The sequence below is a fragment of the Frondihabitans sp. PAMC 28766 genome (genome assembly GCF_001577365.1).
GTDB lineage: Bacteria > Actinomycetota > Actinomycetes > Actinomycetales > Microbacteriaceae > Frondihabitans.
On sequence record NZ_CP014513.1, the window covers coordinates 2,151,810 to 2,168,584 of the forward strand.

16 protein-coding genes are annotated in these 16,775 nt (G+C 69.6%); 7 read left to right on the top strand and 9 right to left on the bottom strand.

Annotation, left to right across the window (positions count from 1 at the left end):
* Window positions 1-101 precede the first annotated feature (101 nt).
* Window positions 102-1,679, bottom strand: a complete 1,578-nt coding sequence (locus AX769_RS10420) for an MFS transporter (RefSeq protein WP_239452006.1) — start codon at window positions 1,677-1,679, stop codon at window positions 102-104.
* 102 nt (window positions 1,680-1,781) lie between these two features.
* Here AX769_RS10420 and AX769_RS10425 point away from each other — a divergent pair, with 102 nt between their 5' ends.
* The 3 genes from AX769_RS10425 to AX769_RS25705 all read left to right on the top strand — a co-directional run bounded on the left by AX769_RS10425 (window position 1,782) and on the right by AX769_RS25705 (window position 3,312).
* Window positions 1,782-2,441 carry a TetR/AcrR family transcriptional regulator gene (locus AX769_RS10425; protein WP_066278932.1) on the top strand — a complete coding sequence of 220 codons (660 nt, stop codon included), beginning with the start codon at window positions 1,782-1,784 and terminating at the stop codon, window positions 2,439-2,441.
* Window positions 2,442-2,552: 111 nt separating this feature from the next.
* Entirely contained in the window at window positions 2,553-3,059 is a 507-nt protein-coding gene (locus AX769_RS10430; protein ID WP_082763710.1) for an N-acetyltransferase, read from the top strand.
* 118 nt (window positions 3,060-3,177) lie between these two features.
* Entirely contained in the window at window positions 3,178-3,312 is a 135-nt protein-coding gene (locus tag AX769_RS25705; RefSeq protein WP_255359432.1) for a hypothetical protein, read from the top strand.
* A gap of 64 nt (window positions 3,313-3,376) precedes the next feature.
* Here AX769_RS25705 and AX769_RS10435 read toward each other — a convergent pair whose 3' ends face one another.
* The 3 genes from AX769_RS10435 to AX769_RS10445 are packed head-to-tail and all read right to left on the bottom strand — an operon-like array spanning window position 3,377 to window position 8,279.
* Window positions 3,377-4,816, bottom strand: coding sequence for an MFS transporter (locus tag AX769_RS10435; RefSeq protein WP_066278938.1), 1,440 nt, complete (start codon window positions 4,814-4,816; stop codon window positions 3,377-3,379).
* 9 nt (window positions 4,817-4,825) lie between these two features.
* Window positions 4,826-7,372, bottom strand: a complete 2,547-nt coding sequence (locus tag AX769_RS10440; RefSeq protein WP_066278940.1) for an ATP-dependent DNA ligase — start codon at window positions 7,370-7,372, stop codon at window positions 4,826-4,828.
* A gap of 19 nt (window positions 7,373-7,391) precedes the next feature.
* Complete coding sequence (locus AX769_RS10445; RefSeq protein ID WP_066278942.1) at window positions 7,392-8,279, bottom strand: SDR family oxidoreductase; 888 nt, start codon at window positions 8,277-8,279, stop codon at window positions 7,392-7,394.
* A gap of 90 nt (window positions 8,280-8,369) precedes the next feature.
* On the opposite strand from AX769_RS10445, the gene AX769_RS10450 reads away from it, so the two are divergent.
* Window positions 8,370-9,275, top strand: coding sequence for a Ku protein (locus tag AX769_RS10450; RefSeq protein ID WP_066278946.1), 906 nt, complete (start codon window positions 8,370-8,372; stop codon window positions 9,273-9,275).
* Here the strand turns inward: AX769_RS10450 and AX769_RS10455 are convergent.
* Both AX769_RS10455 and AX769_RS10460 read right to left on the bottom strand, forming a co-directional pair.
* The gene (locus AX769_RS10455; protein WP_066278947.1) at window positions 9,272-9,556 is read right to left on the bottom strand and encodes a Rho termination factor N-terminal domain-containing protein; all 285 of its coding nucleotides are present in this window, start codon (window positions 9,554-9,556) and stop codon (window positions 9,272-9,274) included. The two genes, AX769_RS10450 and AX769_RS10455, sit on opposite strands and share 4 nt — an antisense overlap.
* Window positions 9,557-9,729: 173 nt before the next feature.
* On the bottom strand, window positions 9,730-11,649 hold the full coding sequence (locus AX769_RS10460) for a glycoside hydrolase family 15 protein (protein ID WP_239452007.1): 1,920 nt from the start codon (window positions 11,647-11,649) through the stop codon (window positions 9,730-9,732).
* 63 nt (window positions 11,650-11,712) lie between these two features.
* Here AX769_RS10460 and AX769_RS10465 point away from each other — a divergent pair, with 63 nt between their 5' ends.
* Window positions 11,713-12,567: an SMP-30/gluconolactonase/LRE family protein gene (locus AX769_RS10465; RefSeq protein ID WP_066283492.1), complete on the top strand. Its 855-nt coding sequence runs from the start codon at window positions 11,713-11,715 to the stop codon at window positions 12,565-12,567.
* A gap of 97 nt (window positions 12,568-12,664) precedes the next feature.
* Here the strand turns inward: AX769_RS10465 and AX769_RS10470 are convergent, their stop codons facing one another.
* Together AX769_RS10470 and AX769_RS10475 are read right to left on the bottom strand one after the other, a co-directional pair.
* Window positions 12,665-13,846, bottom strand: a complete 1,182-nt coding sequence (locus AX769_RS10470; RefSeq protein ID WP_066278951.1) for an NAD(P)/FAD-dependent oxidoreductase — start codon at window positions 13,844-13,846, stop codon at window positions 12,665-12,667.
* Between the two features lie 12 nt (window positions 13,847-13,858).
* On the bottom strand, window positions 13,859-14,401 hold the full coding sequence (locus AX769_RS10475; RefSeq protein ID WP_239452008.1) for a Dps family protein: 543 nt from the start codon (window positions 14,399-14,401) through the stop codon (window positions 13,859-13,861).
* 145 nt (window positions 14,402-14,546) lie between these two features.
* Here AX769_RS10475 and AX769_RS10480 point away from each other — a divergent pair, with 145 nt between their 5' ends.
* Window positions 14,547-14,891: a hypothetical protein gene (locus AX769_RS10480; protein ID WP_066278954.1), complete on the top strand. Its 345-nt coding sequence runs from the start codon at window positions 14,547-14,549 to the stop codon at window positions 14,889-14,891.
* A gap of 34 nt (window positions 14,892-14,925) precedes the next feature.
* Window positions 14,926-15,639: a triacylglycerol lipase gene (locus AX769_RS10485; RefSeq protein WP_157887566.1), complete on the top strand. Its 714-nt coding sequence runs from the start codon at window positions 14,926-14,928 to the stop codon at window positions 15,637-15,639.
* Here the strand turns inward: AX769_RS10485 and AX769_RS10490 are convergent.
* Window positions 15,620-16,699, bottom strand: a complete 1,080-nt coding sequence (locus AX769_RS10490; RefSeq protein ID WP_066278962.1) for an aromatic acid exporter family protein — start codon at window positions 16,697-16,699, stop codon at window positions 15,620-15,622. The genes AX769_RS10485 and AX769_RS10490 overlap by 20 nt on opposite strands.
* Between the last annotated feature and the right edge of the window lie 76 nt (window positions 16,700-16,775).

The window sequence follows — 16,775 nt, forward strand, 5'->3', positions numbered from 1 at the left end:
CACCTTGTCGGCGGGGCCTTCCCGCACGGGCGGGGCGGCTGGGCCGACAAGGTGAGGCTGGGGCGGTGGTTCTGCTCAGAGCACTCGTGGCACTCGTGCCGCTAGTGCGCGATGACCGGCTCGGCGGGCTCGACAGGGGTCTTGGCCGAGTGCGCGTGCTGGATCTCGCCGGGAGCCGCGGTGTGCGACCCGCCGTGACCGCGACGGCGGAAGAGCAGAGCCGACAGGATCGCGCCGAAGGCGAAGAACGCCGCGCCGTACCAGTACGCCGTGGTGTAGCTGTGCACGGCCGCGTTCGCCGTCAGCTGCGCGATGGCCGCGGCGCTGGTGCCGGTCGGCTTGTGGGCGGCGAGGTAGCTCGTGACCGCCGTGGCGGCGATCGTGTTGAGCAGCGCCGTGCCGATCGAGCCGCCGACCTGCTGGCTGGTGTTGACCATGGCGCTGGCGACACCGGCGTGCTCGCGGTCGACGCCGAGCGTGGCCGTCTGGATCGACGCGGGCATGATCGAGCCCATGCCGAAGCCCATCACGAGCAGCGCGGGCAGGATGTTGCCGGCGTAGTGGCTGTCGACGCCGAGGCGGGTGAGCAGGAACATGCCGATCGTGGCCAGGATCATGCCGAACGGCACCATGATCTTCGGCCCGAAGCGCGGCACGAAGATGTTCGTCGACAGCTGCGCCGCGAGCACCAGCATCGCGATCATCGGCAGGAACGAGACACCGGTCTTGATCGGGTCGAAGCGCAGGATCTCTTCGAGGTAGTACGTGAGGAAGAGGAAGATGCCGAACATGCCGGCACCGGCGATCGTCACCGAGCTGTACGCCGCGCCGCGGTTGCGGTCGAGCACGATGTGCAGTGGCAGCAGCGGGTGGCTGGCGCGACGCTGCCAGAGCACGAAGACGACGATCAGCACGCCGGCCGCGGCGAGGAAGCCCCACGTGAGCGGGCTGTTCCAGCCGTCGGTCTCGGCGTTCGAGAAGCCGTAGACCAGCGAGAAGAGGGCGGCGGACACCAGGATGGTGCCGGGAACGTCGAGCTTCGGGCGAGCGCCCTGGCGCACCGGGGTGTGGACGAAGACGATCGCACCGATGACCGCGACGACCGCGATGACGACGTTGATGTAGAGGTTCCAGCGCCACGACAGATCTTGCGTCAAGAACCCGCCGAGCAGGAGGCCGATCGCACCGCCGGCACCGGCGATCGCGCCGAAGACGCCGAAGGCGCGAGCGCGCTCTTTGGCGATGGTGAACGTCGTCGTCAGGACGGAGAGGGCGGTCGGGGCGAGCAGCGCGCCGAAGGCACCCTGCAGGGCACGGGCGCCGACCAGCATGCCGAAGCTGCCGGCCGCACCACCGAGGGCGGAGGCGGCGGCGAAGCCGATGAGGCCGATGATGAAGGCGCGCTTGCGGCCGATCAGGTCGGACATGCGCCCACCGAGCAGCAGCAGGCTGCCGAAGGCCAGCGAGTAGGCCGTGACGATCCACTGGCGCTCGCCGTTGGTGAAGCCGAGGTCTTTCTGCGCGGCAGGAAGGGCGATGTTCACCACGGTCGCGTCGAGGACGACCATGAGCTGCGCGAGCGCCACGACGGCGAGCGTGAGCCAGCGCCGCGGGTCGGGGGCGGGGGTGCCCGACGCTTGGGTGCCAGCGGCGCCCGAGAGAGATGAGGTCTGAGACATGAGAACGAGCATATCCGGTTCTCGCGAGTTTCGGAACTGTTGAGTTTCAGAAGTTGCCGAGCTAGAATCGGGTCGTTCCGATCAGAAAAGGGAGGCGTGGCAATGTCGCTCGTCGAACCTGCCCCCAAACTCGGCCGCAAGCGCGATCACACCCGCGACCCCGAGATCCTGCAGTGCGCCGTCGACGTGCTCGCCGAGGTCGGCTACGAGGGCATGACCATCGAGATGGTCGCCACCCGCGCCAAGGCCGGCAAGGCGACGCTCTACCGCCGCTGGGCCTCCAAAGAAGAGCTCGTCATCGACGCCGTGGCGTGCATGAAGCGCAACGATCTCGAGGGCATGACCATCCCCGACACCGGCACCCTGCGGGGCGATCTGGTCGCGCTGATCCGCCCGCACTCCATCGAAGACAACGACAAGAAGGTGCGCGTGATGGGCGGCCTGCTGTCGCTGATCTCGCGCAATCCCGAGCTCGCCGACGCCGTCAACGCGACCGTCATCGAGCCTCGCGCAGCCCTCAACCGCAAGTTCCTCCAGCGAGCCATCGAGCGCGGCGAGATCTCGCGCGACTGCGACGTCGACACCCTGTCGATGATCAGCCCGTCGATGGTGGCGTACCGCACTCTCGTGCAGAAGCGGCCGGTCGACCGCGAGTTCCTCATCTCGATCATCGACGGCGTCGTGCTGCCGGCCGTGGGCCTCGGCCGAGGGTCCGTCGCGACCGAGCTCGAGCTCGAGCGCGAGTTCGACGCGGCCTCCTAGCGCCCACTCCCCGCTCGGCGACACCCCGGCTTTCGGCCGTGGTCCCAGCGCCGCGGCGTGGCGATGTCGGCCGAAACCCGGGGTGTTGGCGGTCCGCGCTAGCGTGGACGCATGCCTGATGCTTTGCCCGCCGACCTGAGCATCGACCGCGGCGCGCCCGCCGACCTCGAGGCGTGTGTCGGGCTCTGGCTCGTCGCCCTCGAGGCCCGCGACGGCTTCGCTCCGTCCGACGGCACCGCCGACCGCTGCCGGGGCAAGTTCGAGCTGCCGATCGTCTCGTGGCGCGTGCTGCGGGGCGACGACGGCGAGGTGCAGGGCTTCGGCCTGGTCACGGGGCCGGGCACAGGCAGGCCGCAGGATCCGGCCGACGCCGCCTACCTTTCGCTGCTGGCCGTCGCACCCGCGGCGCAGGGCTCGGGCCGGGGTTCGGCGCTGCTGAACGCCCTTCTGGGCGACGCCCGCGCGGCCGGGCACCCCGCGGCCGTGCTGCACGCGCTCCCCGACAACACCGCGGCGATGCGCCTGTACCTGTCGCGCGGCTGGACACCCGTGGGGGAGGAGTTCGCCCACCCGCTCTTCGGCCGCCCGACCGTGACCCTCGCTATCACGTTGCGCTAGGCGGCGCCGCGCTGCGCGGTGCGGCCCCCGCACGGGTGCGCCCCGTTCGAGCGCGCCCCGAAGGTGGACTCGTGGCGCCCGCCCCGGCTCGAATAGCTTCGCCTCAGGAGGTGAAGCCATGGACGTCGACCCGCTTCGCAATCAGACCAGCACCAGCCAGCTCGAACAGGCCGGAGACACCCGATTCTTCGGCACCGTGTTCGTCAGCGACGGCTGGCTCGAAGAGAACGTGCGCCTGATGGGCAACGACTGACCGCTTCTGCCTCACCCGGACGCCGTGCGGCGGTCACCCCCTACTGACCGCCGCACGGTCTCACTCACTCCGGTGACCTGCTTGACGGCGCCCTGACCGACGGCGCCCTGACGGCAGGCACCCCGCGCAGCCCGGCGAACGACACGCCGCCGCTGATCACGAGCAGCGCGGCGGTCACGACGAGCACTCGGTGGAAACCGCCGATGTCGAGTACCCCGCCCGTGATCACGCCGACGAACGCCACGGCGACGAGCCCCGCCACGCGCGAGATCGCATTGTTGACGGCGGAGGCGATGCCGGCCTCGTCGGGGCGCACCTGCGACAGCACCGTCGAGGTCAGCGGCGTCACCGTGATCGTCATGCCGAGGCCGAAGAGCACGACGCCGGGCAGGATCTGCCACCACACGTCGAGAGGGTCTCGCGTCAGCAGCATCCAGGCGAAGCCGGAGGCTGTGATCAGCGGCCCGACCGTCATGAACGGTCGCGGGCCGAACCGCCCCGCGAGCCCGCCGACGAAGCGCGACAGCACGAGCGACACCACGGTCGTCGGCAGGGTGATCAGCCCCGAGACCGTGGCCGGCAGATGCCCCACCTCCTGCACCACCAGCGGAATGAGCAGGGTGCCGAGGCTCGTCGCCGCGTAGATTCCGATCGTGGCGAGGTTGCCCACCGAGAACGACCGCACCGAGAACAGGCGCAGCGGCATCATCGGGTGCGCGGCGCGGCGCTCCCAGAGCACGAAGGCGACGAGGCAGGCCACGCCGACGACGAGCGACGCGATCACGAACGGGTCGCCGAACCCGATCCGTTGGCCCTCGATCAGCGCGAAGACGGGCCCGGCGAGGCCGACCGCGGCCAGCACGGCGCCCACGACGTCGATGTGCGCGCTTCCGTCCGCCCCTGGCGCCGAGCCGGCGGGCGCACCACCGCGGTGAGCATCCCCGGGCAGCTTGACCATCATCACCAGAGTCACGACGACCGGCAGCACGACGAGCCCGAACACCCACCGCCAGCCGAGCGTGTCGACGAGCCCGCCGCCGGTCAGCGGCCCGATCAAGAAGGCGACGCCGGTCCACGCCGTCCACGTGCCGATCGCGCGCCCCATCGCCGGCCCGGTGAACGTGGCGGTGATGAGCGCGAGGCTCGACGGCACGAGCAGGGCCCCCGCGACGCCCTGCAGGGCGCGCGCCGCGATGAGGAGGCCCGCGTCGGGGGCGAACGCGGCCAGCAGCGAGGTCAGGGCGAACGCGATCAGGCCGACCCGCAGGATCCTGACGCGGCCGAATATGTCCGAGAGAGAGCCCGCCACCAGCATCAGCGAGCCGAGGGTGAGCAGGTAGCCGTCGACGACCCACTGCTGCAGTGTGACGCCGCCGCCGAGGTCGCGGGCGATTGCGGGCAGAGCCACGGTGACGATCGAGCCGTCGAGGAAGGACACGAAGGACGCCAGGATCGCGACGACCAGGACGAGCCGCGCGCCCGGGGGAGTCTCGGCGTCGGTCATGGCCTCACCCTACGATGCGCGCGAGGGGTCTCCTGACTCGCGGACGACCTGGTCGACGTCTTTGTCGGGGCGCCAGCCGCGCCACGACGGCTGGCGGAGGCGCCCGGTCGACGTCCACTCGGCGAACTCGACCTCACCGACGCGCGACGCCGTGATCCAGTGCGCGTCACGGGCGTCCGCCGTCGGCACGTCGACGAGTGGCGAGGTCTTGCGCGCCTCGCGCCCGAAGGTCGGCAGCAACTCGTCGAGCTCCTTGTCGCTGAAGCCGGTGCCCACGCGGCCGACGTACTTCAGGCCCTCGTCGGTCGGCAGGCCCATCAGCAGCGAGCCGACGCCGTTCGCGCGACGCCCGGCCCCGGGGCGCCAGCCGGCGATCACGACCTCCTGCGTCGCGTGGTGCTTGAGCTTGATCCAGGCGCGGCTGCGGCGGCCGGCCGAATAGCCACTGTCGCGGCGCTTGGCCACGACGCCCTCGAGCTTCAACCGCTTCGAGAACGACATCGCCTCGGCGAGCGAGCCCTCGAACGCGGGCGGCACGTCGATCGTCTTGTCGCGGGGCTTCAGCTCGACGGCCTTCTGGAGGGCCGCGCGGCGCGTGTCGTAGTCGTCGTCTTCGAGCGACTGCCCGTCGAGCGACATCACGTCGAAGAGCAGCAGCCGCACGGGGGCCGTCTCGCGCACACGCTCAACGTCGCGCGGGCGGGTCAGCTTCATCCGGGTCTGCAGCAGCCCGAAGTCAGGCCGGCCGTTGCGGTCGACCGCAACGATCTCGCCGTCGAGCACAGCGTCGCCGACGTCGCCGAGGCGGTCGGGCAGACCGTCGAACTCCGGGTACGACGCGGACATGTCGTGACCATTGCGGCTCGTCAGCGTGACGGCGCCGTCGTGCACGGTGACGACCGCGCGCACGCCGTCCCACTTCATCTCGTACGCCCAGTCGCTGGCGTCGCCGATGGCGGCGGCGTCGCCCGGGCTCGCGAGCATCGGCTGCACGGGGTCGCCGACCGGCCGCTTGCGGGTCGTGCGCTTCGTTTGAGGGCGGGGCGCAGGATCCTGGTGCCCGCCCTTCGAGGAGGGTCGCGAGGCCTTCCCTCCAGAGCCCGCGTCGTCGGCGTCGTCGTCTTTCATCCGGTGGATCAGCCAGTTGTGCTCCTGCTTGGCGGTCGACGAACCGGCGCCGCCGCCGTGCCCCGTGTGGATGAGCGCGATGCGCCGCGAACCGCGCTGCTCGCCGTGCAGCACGACGATGACCTCTTTGCCGTCGCGCCACTTCTCGAGGTCGTACGTTCCGGAGTCCCAGATGGTGACCTCGCCCGCGCCGTACTCGCCCTTGGCGATCGTGCCCTCGAAGGTGCCGTATTCGAGCGGGTGGTCTTCGGTCTGGACAGCGAGGTGGTTCTGCTTGACATCCTGCGGCTCGCCCTTCGGCAGGGCCCAGCTGACGAGCACGCCGTCGTGCTCGAGGCGGAAGTCCCAGTGCAGACGGGTCGCGTGGTGCTCTTGGATCACGAAGGTCTGGTTGTCGCTCGGCTCGGGCGCCTCGGCCGGGACGGGCTCGCGGGTCTTCGAGGGGTCGCGCATCGAGCGGTACTTCGCGAGGCGATCCTCACGGGCCGAGACGGGCGTCTCGCTGTTGTGCATCGTCTCGCGATCGAGCTCGCCAGGAGGCACGGGCGTGCCCGACGACAGGTCGGCTAGCGGGTCGCCGCGGCGCTTCAGCGCCTTCAGCACGTCGGGGTATTCCATCTGCCGCAGCGTCCTCGACGCCAGCTCGCGCCACGTGCGCGGCATGGCCACGGTGGGGTGCTCACGCCCGCGCAGCGAGTACGGCGCGATGGTCGTCTTGTTGCCGTTGTTCTGCGACCAGTCCAAGAACACCTTGCCGCGGCGATCCTGCTTGCCCATCGTCGACAGCACGAGGTCGGGGTGGTCGGCCTCCATGGCCTTGGCGAGCTCGTGGGCGATGTCGCTGACCTGCTGCGGGCTCTGCTTGCCGTCGAGCGCGGCATAGAGGTGGATGCCCTTGCTGCCGCTGGTCACCGGCATGAGGCCGAGGCCCATGCCATCGACGATCTTCTTGAGCTCTTGGGCGACGGCGACGCACTCGGGCAGGCCGACACCCTCACCAGGATCGAGGTCCAAGACCAGGCGATCGGGGTTGCGCTGGGCGCCCCGCGGCCCGAACCGCCACTGCGGCACGTGGATCTCGAGCGCTGCGACCTGCCCCAGCCAGGTGAGCGTGGCGAGGTCGTTGACGAGCGGGTAGACGTTCGAGTGGTCGGAGTGCTCGATGGTGTGGCTGGCGACCCAGTCGGGTGCGGAGTCGGGCAGATTCTTCTCGAAGAAGACCTCGCCGTCGACACCGTTGACCCAGCGCTTGCGGGTCGCCGGGCGATCCTCGGTGTGGGGCAGCATCCACTCGGCGACGGCCGCGTAGTAGGCGATGACGTCGCCCTTGGTGGTTCCGGTCGCCTGGTAGAGCACCTTGTCGAGGTTCGTCAGCTGGAGGGTGTGCCCGCCCACGCTGACGCGCTCGCCTCGCCCTTTCGTCGCCATGCTGCGCTCCTCGTCGAACTCAGTAGTTGGGCGTCGCGCCCGCGATGGTGATGGTGGTGCCGCTCGTGTAGCTCGACTCGGGGCTCACGAGGTGGACGTACGCCGCGCCGAGCTCGGCAGGCTGGCCCGGGCGGCCGTACGGCGAGTCTTCGCCGAAATGCGACACCGTCTCCGGGTCGCTCGAGGCGGGCTGCAGCGGGGTCCAGATCGGGCCGGGCGCGATCGAGTTCACGCGGATGCCCTTCTTCGCGAGCTGCTGCGCGAGCCCCGCCGTGAAGGTGCCGATGGCGCCCTTCGACGTGGCGTAGTCGAGCTTGTCGGGGGAGGGCGTGTTGCCCTGGATCGACCCGGTCGTCACGATTGACGAGCCCGGCTCGAGGTGCGGGATGACCGCCTGAGACAGCCAGAACAGCGAGTAGACGTTGGTCTTGAACGTCTCGTCGATGCTTTCTGTGGTCATCTCGAGGATGTCCTGATGCACTTCCTGGTGTGCGGCCACCATCACGAGGGTGTCCAGGCCGCCGAGCTCGGCGACGGCCCGCTCGACGAGGTCGTGGCAGAACTGCTCGCTCGAGATGTCGCCGGGCACCAGGATCGCGCGGCGCCCCTCGCCCTCGAGCAGGTCGCGCACCTCCTCGGCGTCCGGCTGCTCGTCGGGAAGGTAGTTGAGCACGAGATCGGCTCCCTCTCTCGAGAGGGCGATCGCCGCCGCCCGGCCGATGCCGGAGTCGGCGCCGGTCACGATGCCCCGGAAGCCCTTCAGGCGGCCAGAGCCGACGTAGCTCTGCTCGCCGTGGTCGGGCTTCGGGTCCATCGCGCTCGCGAGCCCCGGCAGCGACTGGTCCTGCGTCGGGTACGGCGGTGCCGGGTAGAGGCTGATCGGGTCTTTCTTGTCGAGCTGGCTCATGGGGGCAACGCAACGCCGAGGGCAGGAGGCGAGGGAGCAGGTTGTACCCCGCGCCGGTCGGTGCCCGGCGCCGGGGTGGACACTGGCCGCATGCGATCCATCTGGCGAGGAGCAATCACGTTCGGCCTGGTCAACGTGCCGGTCAAGGTGTATTCGGCGACCGAAGACCACGACATCTCCCTGCACCAGGTGCACGACAAGGACGGCGGCCGGATCCGCTACCAGCGGCGCTGCGAGGTGTGCGGCAAGGTCGTCGACTACGAGCACATCGACAAGGCCTACGACGACGGCGACAAGACCGTGGTGCTCACCGACGACGACCTCAAGTCGCTGCCGGAGGAGAAGAGCCGCGAGATCGACGTGCTCGAGTTCGTGCCGAGCGACCAGCTCGACCCCATCATGTTCGACCGCTCGTACTTTTTAGAGCCCGACGGCACGTCGCCCAAGGCCTACGTCCTCTTGCGCCGCACCCTCGAAGAGACCGACCGCACCGCGATCGTGCACTTCTCACTGCGGCAGAAGACGCGCCTCGGAGCCCTCCGCGTGCGCGGCAAGGTGCTGATGCTGCAGTCGCTGCTCTGGGACGACGAGGTGCGCGAGGCCGACTTCCCGTCGCTTTCGAAGAGCACCAGGATCTCCGACAAAGAGCTCGACATGTCGGCCAGCCTCGTCGACAGCCTGGCCGACGACTTCGAGCCCGCCGACTTCAGCGACGACTACCAGCGCGAGCTGCAGCAGCTGATCGACGCGAAACTGAAGGAGGGCGAGGCGCTCGACACCGAGGCGACGTTCGGCGAATCCTCGTCGGAGGGCGACGACGGCTCGGGGTCGGGGTCGGGGTCGGGCGAGGTCATCGACCTCATGGACGCGCTGCGGGCCTCGGTCGAGAAGAACCGTGCTTCGACGGCCAAGAAGCCGACGCGCAAGACGTCGTCGGTGCCCGCCGCGAAGAAGCCGGCCGCGAAGAAGCCGGCTGCGAAGAAGAAGGCCGGCTAGCTGTTCCGCAGGGCCTTCACGAGTTCCGCCTTCTTCTTCGACGAGTAGCCCGTGAGGCCGAGCTCTTTCGCCCGCTTCTTGAGGTCGGCCACGGTCCAGTCGTCGTACGAGCCGCTCTCGCCGCCCTTGTGGCTCACGCTCTTGCTGCCGCGGGCTGCGACCGCATTCGAGATGCGCGCCGACTTCGTCTCGGAGTTGCCCTCCTGCCGTAGTTCGGCATAGAGGCCGGGATCCTTAAGGCTCGGGTTCGCTTTTTCTGCTTTCGATGCTTTCGCCGCCATCCCGCGAAGCTACGCCCCAGTCACTCGCCGGGGTACGGCCTCGTCTCGCGGTGGCTGTGCATCGCCCGCTGGAAGGCGGTTCGGATCACCCGGTTTCATCGGGAAGTCCGTCTCCCCGCGAGAAGCAGTACCCCTTGCCCGGAGCCGGAGCCGGAGCCGGAGCCGGAGCCGGGTCAGGCGCCGAGCTCGTCGGCGTCGGCGGAGGCGCCGGTGTCCGACGACGAGCGCTCGGCGGCGGCGCGCGTGAGGGTGTCGATCGTGATGGCGGCGTTGACGAGGGCGAGATGCGAGAGGCCCTGGGGCAGGTTGCCCATGAAGGCGCCGTCCTCGTCGATCATCTCGGCGAGCATGCCGACGTCGTTGACCTGCTCGACGAGCTGGTCCATCAGGGCGGTCGCCTCGTCGAGGCGACCGACGCAGGCGAGAGCAGCAGCGGCCCAGAAGGCGCACGCGACGAACGTGCCCTCCTCCGCGTCCATGCCGGTGTAGCGGTAGAGCAGGGGCCCGCGCCCGAGGGAGGCTCGGATCGCGTCGATCGTGCGTGACATCCTGGTGCCCCGATCGAAGCCCGTGGGGGCGTGCAGCAGCACCGACGCGTCGAGCTTGTCGCTGCCCGGGTACATCACGTAGGCGCCGAGCTCCTCGTTCCAGCCGTTCGAAGCCACCCACTCCTTGATGGCTTCGGCGTTCTTCTTCCAGTGCGCGAGGTCGTCAGGGTCGGGGTGCAGCTGGCCGATGTCGGCGAGGTGGCAGGCCGCGTCGATGGCCTGCCAGCAGCCCATCTTGCTCGAGACGTAGTGCTGCAGGTCTTCCAGCTCCCACATGCCCGAGTCCTTCTCCTGCCACTTGCGGCAGGCGTCGTCGGCGAAGGCGCAGAGCAGGTCGTCGGTCGACGCGTCGATGATGTTGCCGCCCGACGCGTACTGGCTCATGATCGCGAGGATGTCGGCGTAGACGCCGAGCTGCAGCTGATCCGACGCCGGGTTGCCCGCATAGACCGGGCCGATGCCGCGCCACCCCTCCGAGTGCGTCTCGTGCACTCCGTCGGGCAGGCTGCCGTCGAGCCGGAAGAAGATGTGCATCTCGCGGCCGTTCTGTTTCAACGACTTCAGGATCCACGACACGGCGGCATGCGGCTCCTCCCGCAGCCCGAAGTTCAGCAGCGCCTGCACGGTGTAGGCGAGGTCGCGCACCCAGGAGAACCGGTAGTCCCAGTTCTTGCCGCCGTCGAGGTTCTCGGGCAGCCCCGTGGTCGGCGCGGCGGCGATAGCACCCGTCGGGCTGTAGATGAGCAGCTTGAGGGCGAGCGTGGACCGTGTGACCGCCTCACCCCAGGGGCCGTCCCACGAGAAGTTCTTCGACCACAGCGCCCAGTTGTCGATCGTGCGGTCGATGCCCTGATCGACGACCGGGGCGTTCGGGATGTGGATCGGCTCGTCATCGGTGCCGCAGAGGCACAGGATGTGGTGCGACCCGGGGCTCGTCGTGAAGGCTCCGCGGAACTCCAGCGGGCCGACGACCTCGCCGTCGCCCTCCTCGGTCGGATCGGTGCGACCGTGGTCGGAGCCGATCAGGATCAGGTTGATGTCGCCGGCGCGCAACAGCGGCCCGTGAACCGTGTCGATGCGCTGGATCGGCGTCGTGCCGAAGGTGTTGCCCGGGATGACGGCCCAGGCGAGCTTGACCGACCCCTCGAGCCCGTCGATCCGGCGCACCAGCTCCGACCACGGGAGCCGGCCGGCGACACCGGTGACCAGCGCGTCCGTGATCTCGACCGAGCCGGTCGCCGTGCGGAATCGGGTGGTGAGCACGTTGCTGCCTGCGACGTACGAGCGGTCGACCTCGAAGTCGTCGTCGACGGGCCGCAGTTCGAACCGGCCGCCGTGCCCCGCATCGACGATGCCGGCGATGACGGGCTCGGTGTACATCTCGGGCATCGGCAGCCAGTCGATCTGGCCGTCTTCGGCGATGAGCGCGACCGTGCGCCCGTCGCCGATCACGGCGTACGACCGCAGCGGCACGTAGCCGTCCACGCGCGCGCTCGGCGGCCGGAAGTTCGTGGTCACGGTGAAAGCCTCAGCGGTGTCTGTCACCCGTCCACGGTGCTCCTCTTAGGCTGAGAGCGTCACCCGTTCGACTCCACCGAAGTGAGCACCATGCCCGAAGCCCGCCTGTTCGTCGACGCCCGCGCCATCCTGGCCGAGAGCCCCGTCTGGGACGCCGACCTGGGCGAGCTGGTCTGGGCCGACATCACCCCGGGCATCCTGCACCGCACCTCGGCCACCGGCGACGCCGATCGCACGACGCCCGTCGGGCCCCCGCTCGCGTCGATCCAGCGGCGCCGGGGCGGCGGGTTCGTCGCCGCGCTGCAGGATCGCGTCGTGGTGATCGACGACGAGGGCGGCAGCCTCGACACGGTCGCCCGGGTCGAGCACGCGCACCCCGGCACCCGGTTCAACGAAGGCAAGTGCGACCCGTTCGGCAACTTCGTCGTCGGCGCCATGGACAGAGACGCGGACGGGCCCGACGCAGGGCTCTATCGAGTGAGCCCGAACGGCGACGTGACCGAACTCGGTGGCGGCTTCGGCACCGTCAACGGCATCGAGTTCGACGACGAGGGCACGACGATGTGGGTGACCGACACGCGCGTACGCACGATCTACCGAGCGTCGTACGGCCCCGACGGGCCGCTCGGCGAGCTGGTGCCCTGGTCGACAGGTCACCGCCACGACGGTCTCGTGCGCGACTCGCTCGGCGAGTTCTGGGGTGCCGACTACGGCTCGGGCCATGTGCTGCACCTGTCGGCCGACGGCCAGCTGATCGAGAACATCGATGTGCCCGTGCCGAACGTCACCGGCATCACCATTGGTGGCGCCGACCTCACCACGCTCTTCATCGGCACGGCCCGCGAGAACCTCACCGAGGATCAACTGAACGCGGCTCCCACCTCGGGCGGCGTGTTCGCGTACGAACTCGACCGCCCGGGGCTGGCGCAACGCTTCTTCGGCTGAGCGCCGACGACCTGCTCGCCGACGACTTGCTCGCCGACGACCTGCTCGCCGACGACTTGCTCGCCGACGACCTGCTCGCCGACGACTTGCTCGCCGACTAGATGAGGCCGACGAGGTTGTCAGCGGTGACGGCCGACCCCTCGGCCAGCACCTGACGGGCCTTGTCGGTCGAGTCCCACACGTTCCAGAGCAGGACGCCGACAGGCACACCCTCGTCGAGGTAATAGACGACGACCGAGTCGTCGTCCTTCCAGTCCTCGACCGTGTCGAGCGACGCATCCAGCTTGCCGACCGCCTCGTAGCCGAGGTCGAAGACGTCGGAGTAGTACATCGGCGTGTGCGTGTACTTCTCGTCGGAGCCCGCCATGATGCGGCCGACGGCAGCGCCCTGTTCGTTCGCGTTGTCGACGTGCTCGACGCGACGACGGCCCAGGATCGGGTCGGGGTAGTTCGCGACATCGCCCGCGGAGTAGACGAACGGGTCGATCGTCGCCAGGCGCGAGTCCACCACGATGCCGTCGTCGACGGTGAGGCCCGCAGCCTCGGCCAGGTCGGTGTTCGGCGCGATGCCGAGGCCGACGACGACGCCGTCGGCCTCGAGCGTGGAGCCGTCGTCGAGGGTCAGCAGGAAGCCGTCTCCCTGGGCCACGCCCTTGTCGAGCCGCCGCCCGGCGAAGAACTCGACGCCGTGCTCACGGAAGCGCGCCTCGAACCTCTCGTCGACCTTCTCGGGGAAGGTCGAGGCGCCGAGGTCGGCGTCGGGGAAGACGATGCTGACCTTCGTGTCGTTCTGTGCGAGGGCTGCCGCGATCTCCGAGCCGATGTAGCCGCCCCCGATCACGGCGACGTGCCTGCCCGAGCCCGAGAGCGCCCGCAGGTGCCGATAGTCGGCGGCCGTGCGGAAGAAGATGACACGGTCGCTGTCCGGCAGGTCGAGCGTCTTCGGGCGCCCGCCGGTGGCGAGCAACAGCCGACCGTAGCCGATCGTGTCGCCGGTCGATGTCGAAACGGTGCGCGCCGTCCGATCGATCCCGGTCACGGTCGTCTCCAAGCGGATCTCCGCACCGGTCGCCTCGGCGGTCCCGAGGTCGTTGTCAGTGGGGGAGTAGTCGGGGTCGGTCCACAGCTTCTTCGAGAGCGCCGGGCGGGTGTAGGGCTGGTCGACGTCCTCGCTCAGGATCACGATGGATCCTGCCGGGTCTTTCTCGCGAATGCCTTTCGCCGCGGAGTCGGCGACCATGCCGCCACCGACGATGACGTACTCGTAGCTCTCTGCCATGACGGATCCTCTCTAGCTGTTCGCGACCGCACCGACTCGGTCGAGCCCGACCTCGTCGGCCTTCTCGTCGCGCTCGCGGGTCGCCTTAGTCTTCGCGTCCTTCTCGGGGTGGCGGTTCTCGGCGCCCGTCATCCAGGCGAGCTGCTCGAGGCGCTCGAGGATGGAGTGCAGCACGTCGGCGGTGGTCGGGTCTTCGTCGTCGACGTCGTCGTGCACCTTGCGCATCGTGTCGGTGGCCGAGTACATCCGCTCGACTATGAGGTCGACGACCGCGGTCGTCTCCACCGGACCCTCGGGGAACTCGGGGAGGCTGGTCTGCTTGGTCACGGTCGAGGACCGGCCGTCGGGCACGAGATAGACGGCGCGCATGCGTTCGGCGACCTCGTCCGAGAACCCGCGCGCGGCGTCGACTATCTCGTCGAGCTGCAGGTGCAGGTCACGGAAGTTCGAGCCCAGCAGGTTCCAGTGCGCCTGCTTGCCCTGGATGTGCAGTTCGATGAGGTCGACGAGCACGGCCTGCATGCTGTCGTGAAGTTTTCCGGAGCCTTGGAACATGGCTTCTCCTTTGCGATCGGGGGCCGGGGCGAACTCTCGCCGCCGACGTGACTCGGACGCTACGCGCGTGCCCTCCATCACCGCTCTGCGGATGTACCCCTGGCGGTGTAGTGTTCTCGCACACTGGCCTTGAGGGGGGCGGACCATGGCACGACCGACGATCCAGAGCGACGGGGCGGCGGGGCAGGTCGAATTCGACGATCGGGTGCCCACCTCGATCAAGAGGCTCGAGTGCGGCTTCACGAGTGCGTTTCACGCCGCAGACGCGGTGAAAGGCCTCAGCCTCGAGCACAAGGTGCGCGTCTTCGATGACGTCCTGGGGATGGTCACCGACGCCGCGAGCGCGGCCGCGCGCGAAGGACACGCCGACTGGGCGCTGCACGTGATCGCCGCCGCCGAAGACCGGCCCCCGCGCTGGGCCGACTACAGGGGCGAGTACTGGACGACGCTGCTCGACGCGGCGCGTGGCGCGGTCGTCGTCACCGACTGAGAGTCGTCGGCCCCGCGCGGCCTAGTCTCGAAGCATGCGTCGCGGTGGAGTCCTGCACTATGCCCGGATGCTGCCGTTCGACTACCAGTACGCGCTGCGCATCCACGCCCGCAGCCTGCTCGGCAGCTCGGTGCCCGCGGCGTATCGCGAGGGGGACGGCTTCCCGATCCTCCTGCTTCCCGGTGTCTACGAACGCTGGACGAGCCTCCGGTGGTTCGCCGACCGCATGAACGCCGAGGGCCACCCGATCGTCGTGGTGCCGGGGATGGCGCACAACCGCCGGCCGTTCGCCGAGACGGCCGAGCTGGCCCAGGCGATCCTCGACGCCCACGACCTGCGTGACGTCGTGATCCTGGCGCACTCGAAGGGCGGCGTCGTCGGCAAGACCATGATGCTCGACACCGACACGGGCGGCAGGATCACGAGGATGGTCGCCGTCAACAGCCCGTTCCAGGGGTCGCGCATGGCGCGTTACGTCCCCACCCGTGGTTTCCGGGTGTTCCGACCCGACGATCCGCACTTGACCCGCCTGGGCTCGCTCGTCGACGTCAACGCCCGCATCACCTCGGTGCACGCCGATTTCGACGGCCACGTGCCCGACGGCAGCCACCTCGAGGGGGCGGCGAATGTGCAGGTGCCGCTCGACGGGCACTTCCGGCCGCTGGGGCACCCGGTGGGGCGCGCCCTGATCGTGGCGGCTCTGCGCGGTGCCGACTCGAGCGCCCCGGCTACTCCGACTCGTCGATGAGCTCTTCGCGCACCCGGCGCAGGTCTTCGAGCAGCGACCCGACCAGGATCCAGTTCTCGGGCGGCCGCATCACCGAGAGAGGTGCGGTGAGGGCCGGCAACTCGACCGGGGCGGGGTTCACCCGCTCGCCGTGCGACGCCTCCACCTCGCGCTCGCGCACCAGCAGCCTCACGTCGTGCGCTGCTCGCCGCAGCTCGTCGGCGATGCCCTCGACGACGGGGTCGTCGATCAGCTCGGGGTCGTAGTTGTCGCGAAGGGTGCGAGTCATCGCGACGACCCGGTGCACGAGATTCGACAGCGCGCCGAGCTGCACCCGGTCGGCCTCCAGGATGCGACGCTGCTGCGTTGCGCGGGGATTGAGCGTCAGGCTCTCCTCGCCGGTCTTCACGGCGGCGGTCGCCCGCGCCTGAAGCGTGCGCAGCTCGCGCGCCCGCAGCAGCATGGCGTCGAGGTTCGGGCCCTCGGTGGGCCTCTCGAGGGCGCCGGCGAGGTCGTCGAGCGAGGTCGCCGTGTCGCGGGCGAGGCGGCCCAGGGCCAGATGCGCCGGCGCGACCAGCACCGGCGGCACGATGAGAGCGTTCACGGCGAGCGCCGTCGCCGCGCCGATGATCGTCTCGATGATCCGGTCGAACGCGTAGCCGGGCGTGACGGTGCCGACGACGAGCACGAGCATCGCCGAGATCGGCACCTGGGTCGACGACGTCGGTGTCAGCCGGAAGACCCAGGCCAGCAGGAGCGCCAGCACGATGGCGACCAGCACGATCCAGGTGAAGCGGTGGCCCAGCACGAGCCCGACCACGTAGGCGAGGGCGACGCCCATGACCACCCCGGCGCTGCGCTCGAGACCCCGACCGAACGACTGGTTGATGCTCGGTTGCACCACCAGCAGGGCGGCGATGGCCGCGAACGTCGGCAGCGACTGATGGAGGACGAGGAACGAGAGAGCCCAGGCCGCGCAGACCGCGATCGAGGTCTTGATCACCTGGAGAAAGGGAAGCCGATTGGGCTGGCGCAGTCGCGACACGAGACGTGCCGGATTGACGGCGGGAGGAACAGCCACCTCACGAGGGTAGCGACCCCGGGGGCGTCGGCACCCCGGCGAGTCGCCCGGCCAATCGTGACGAATCGTCGAGGTT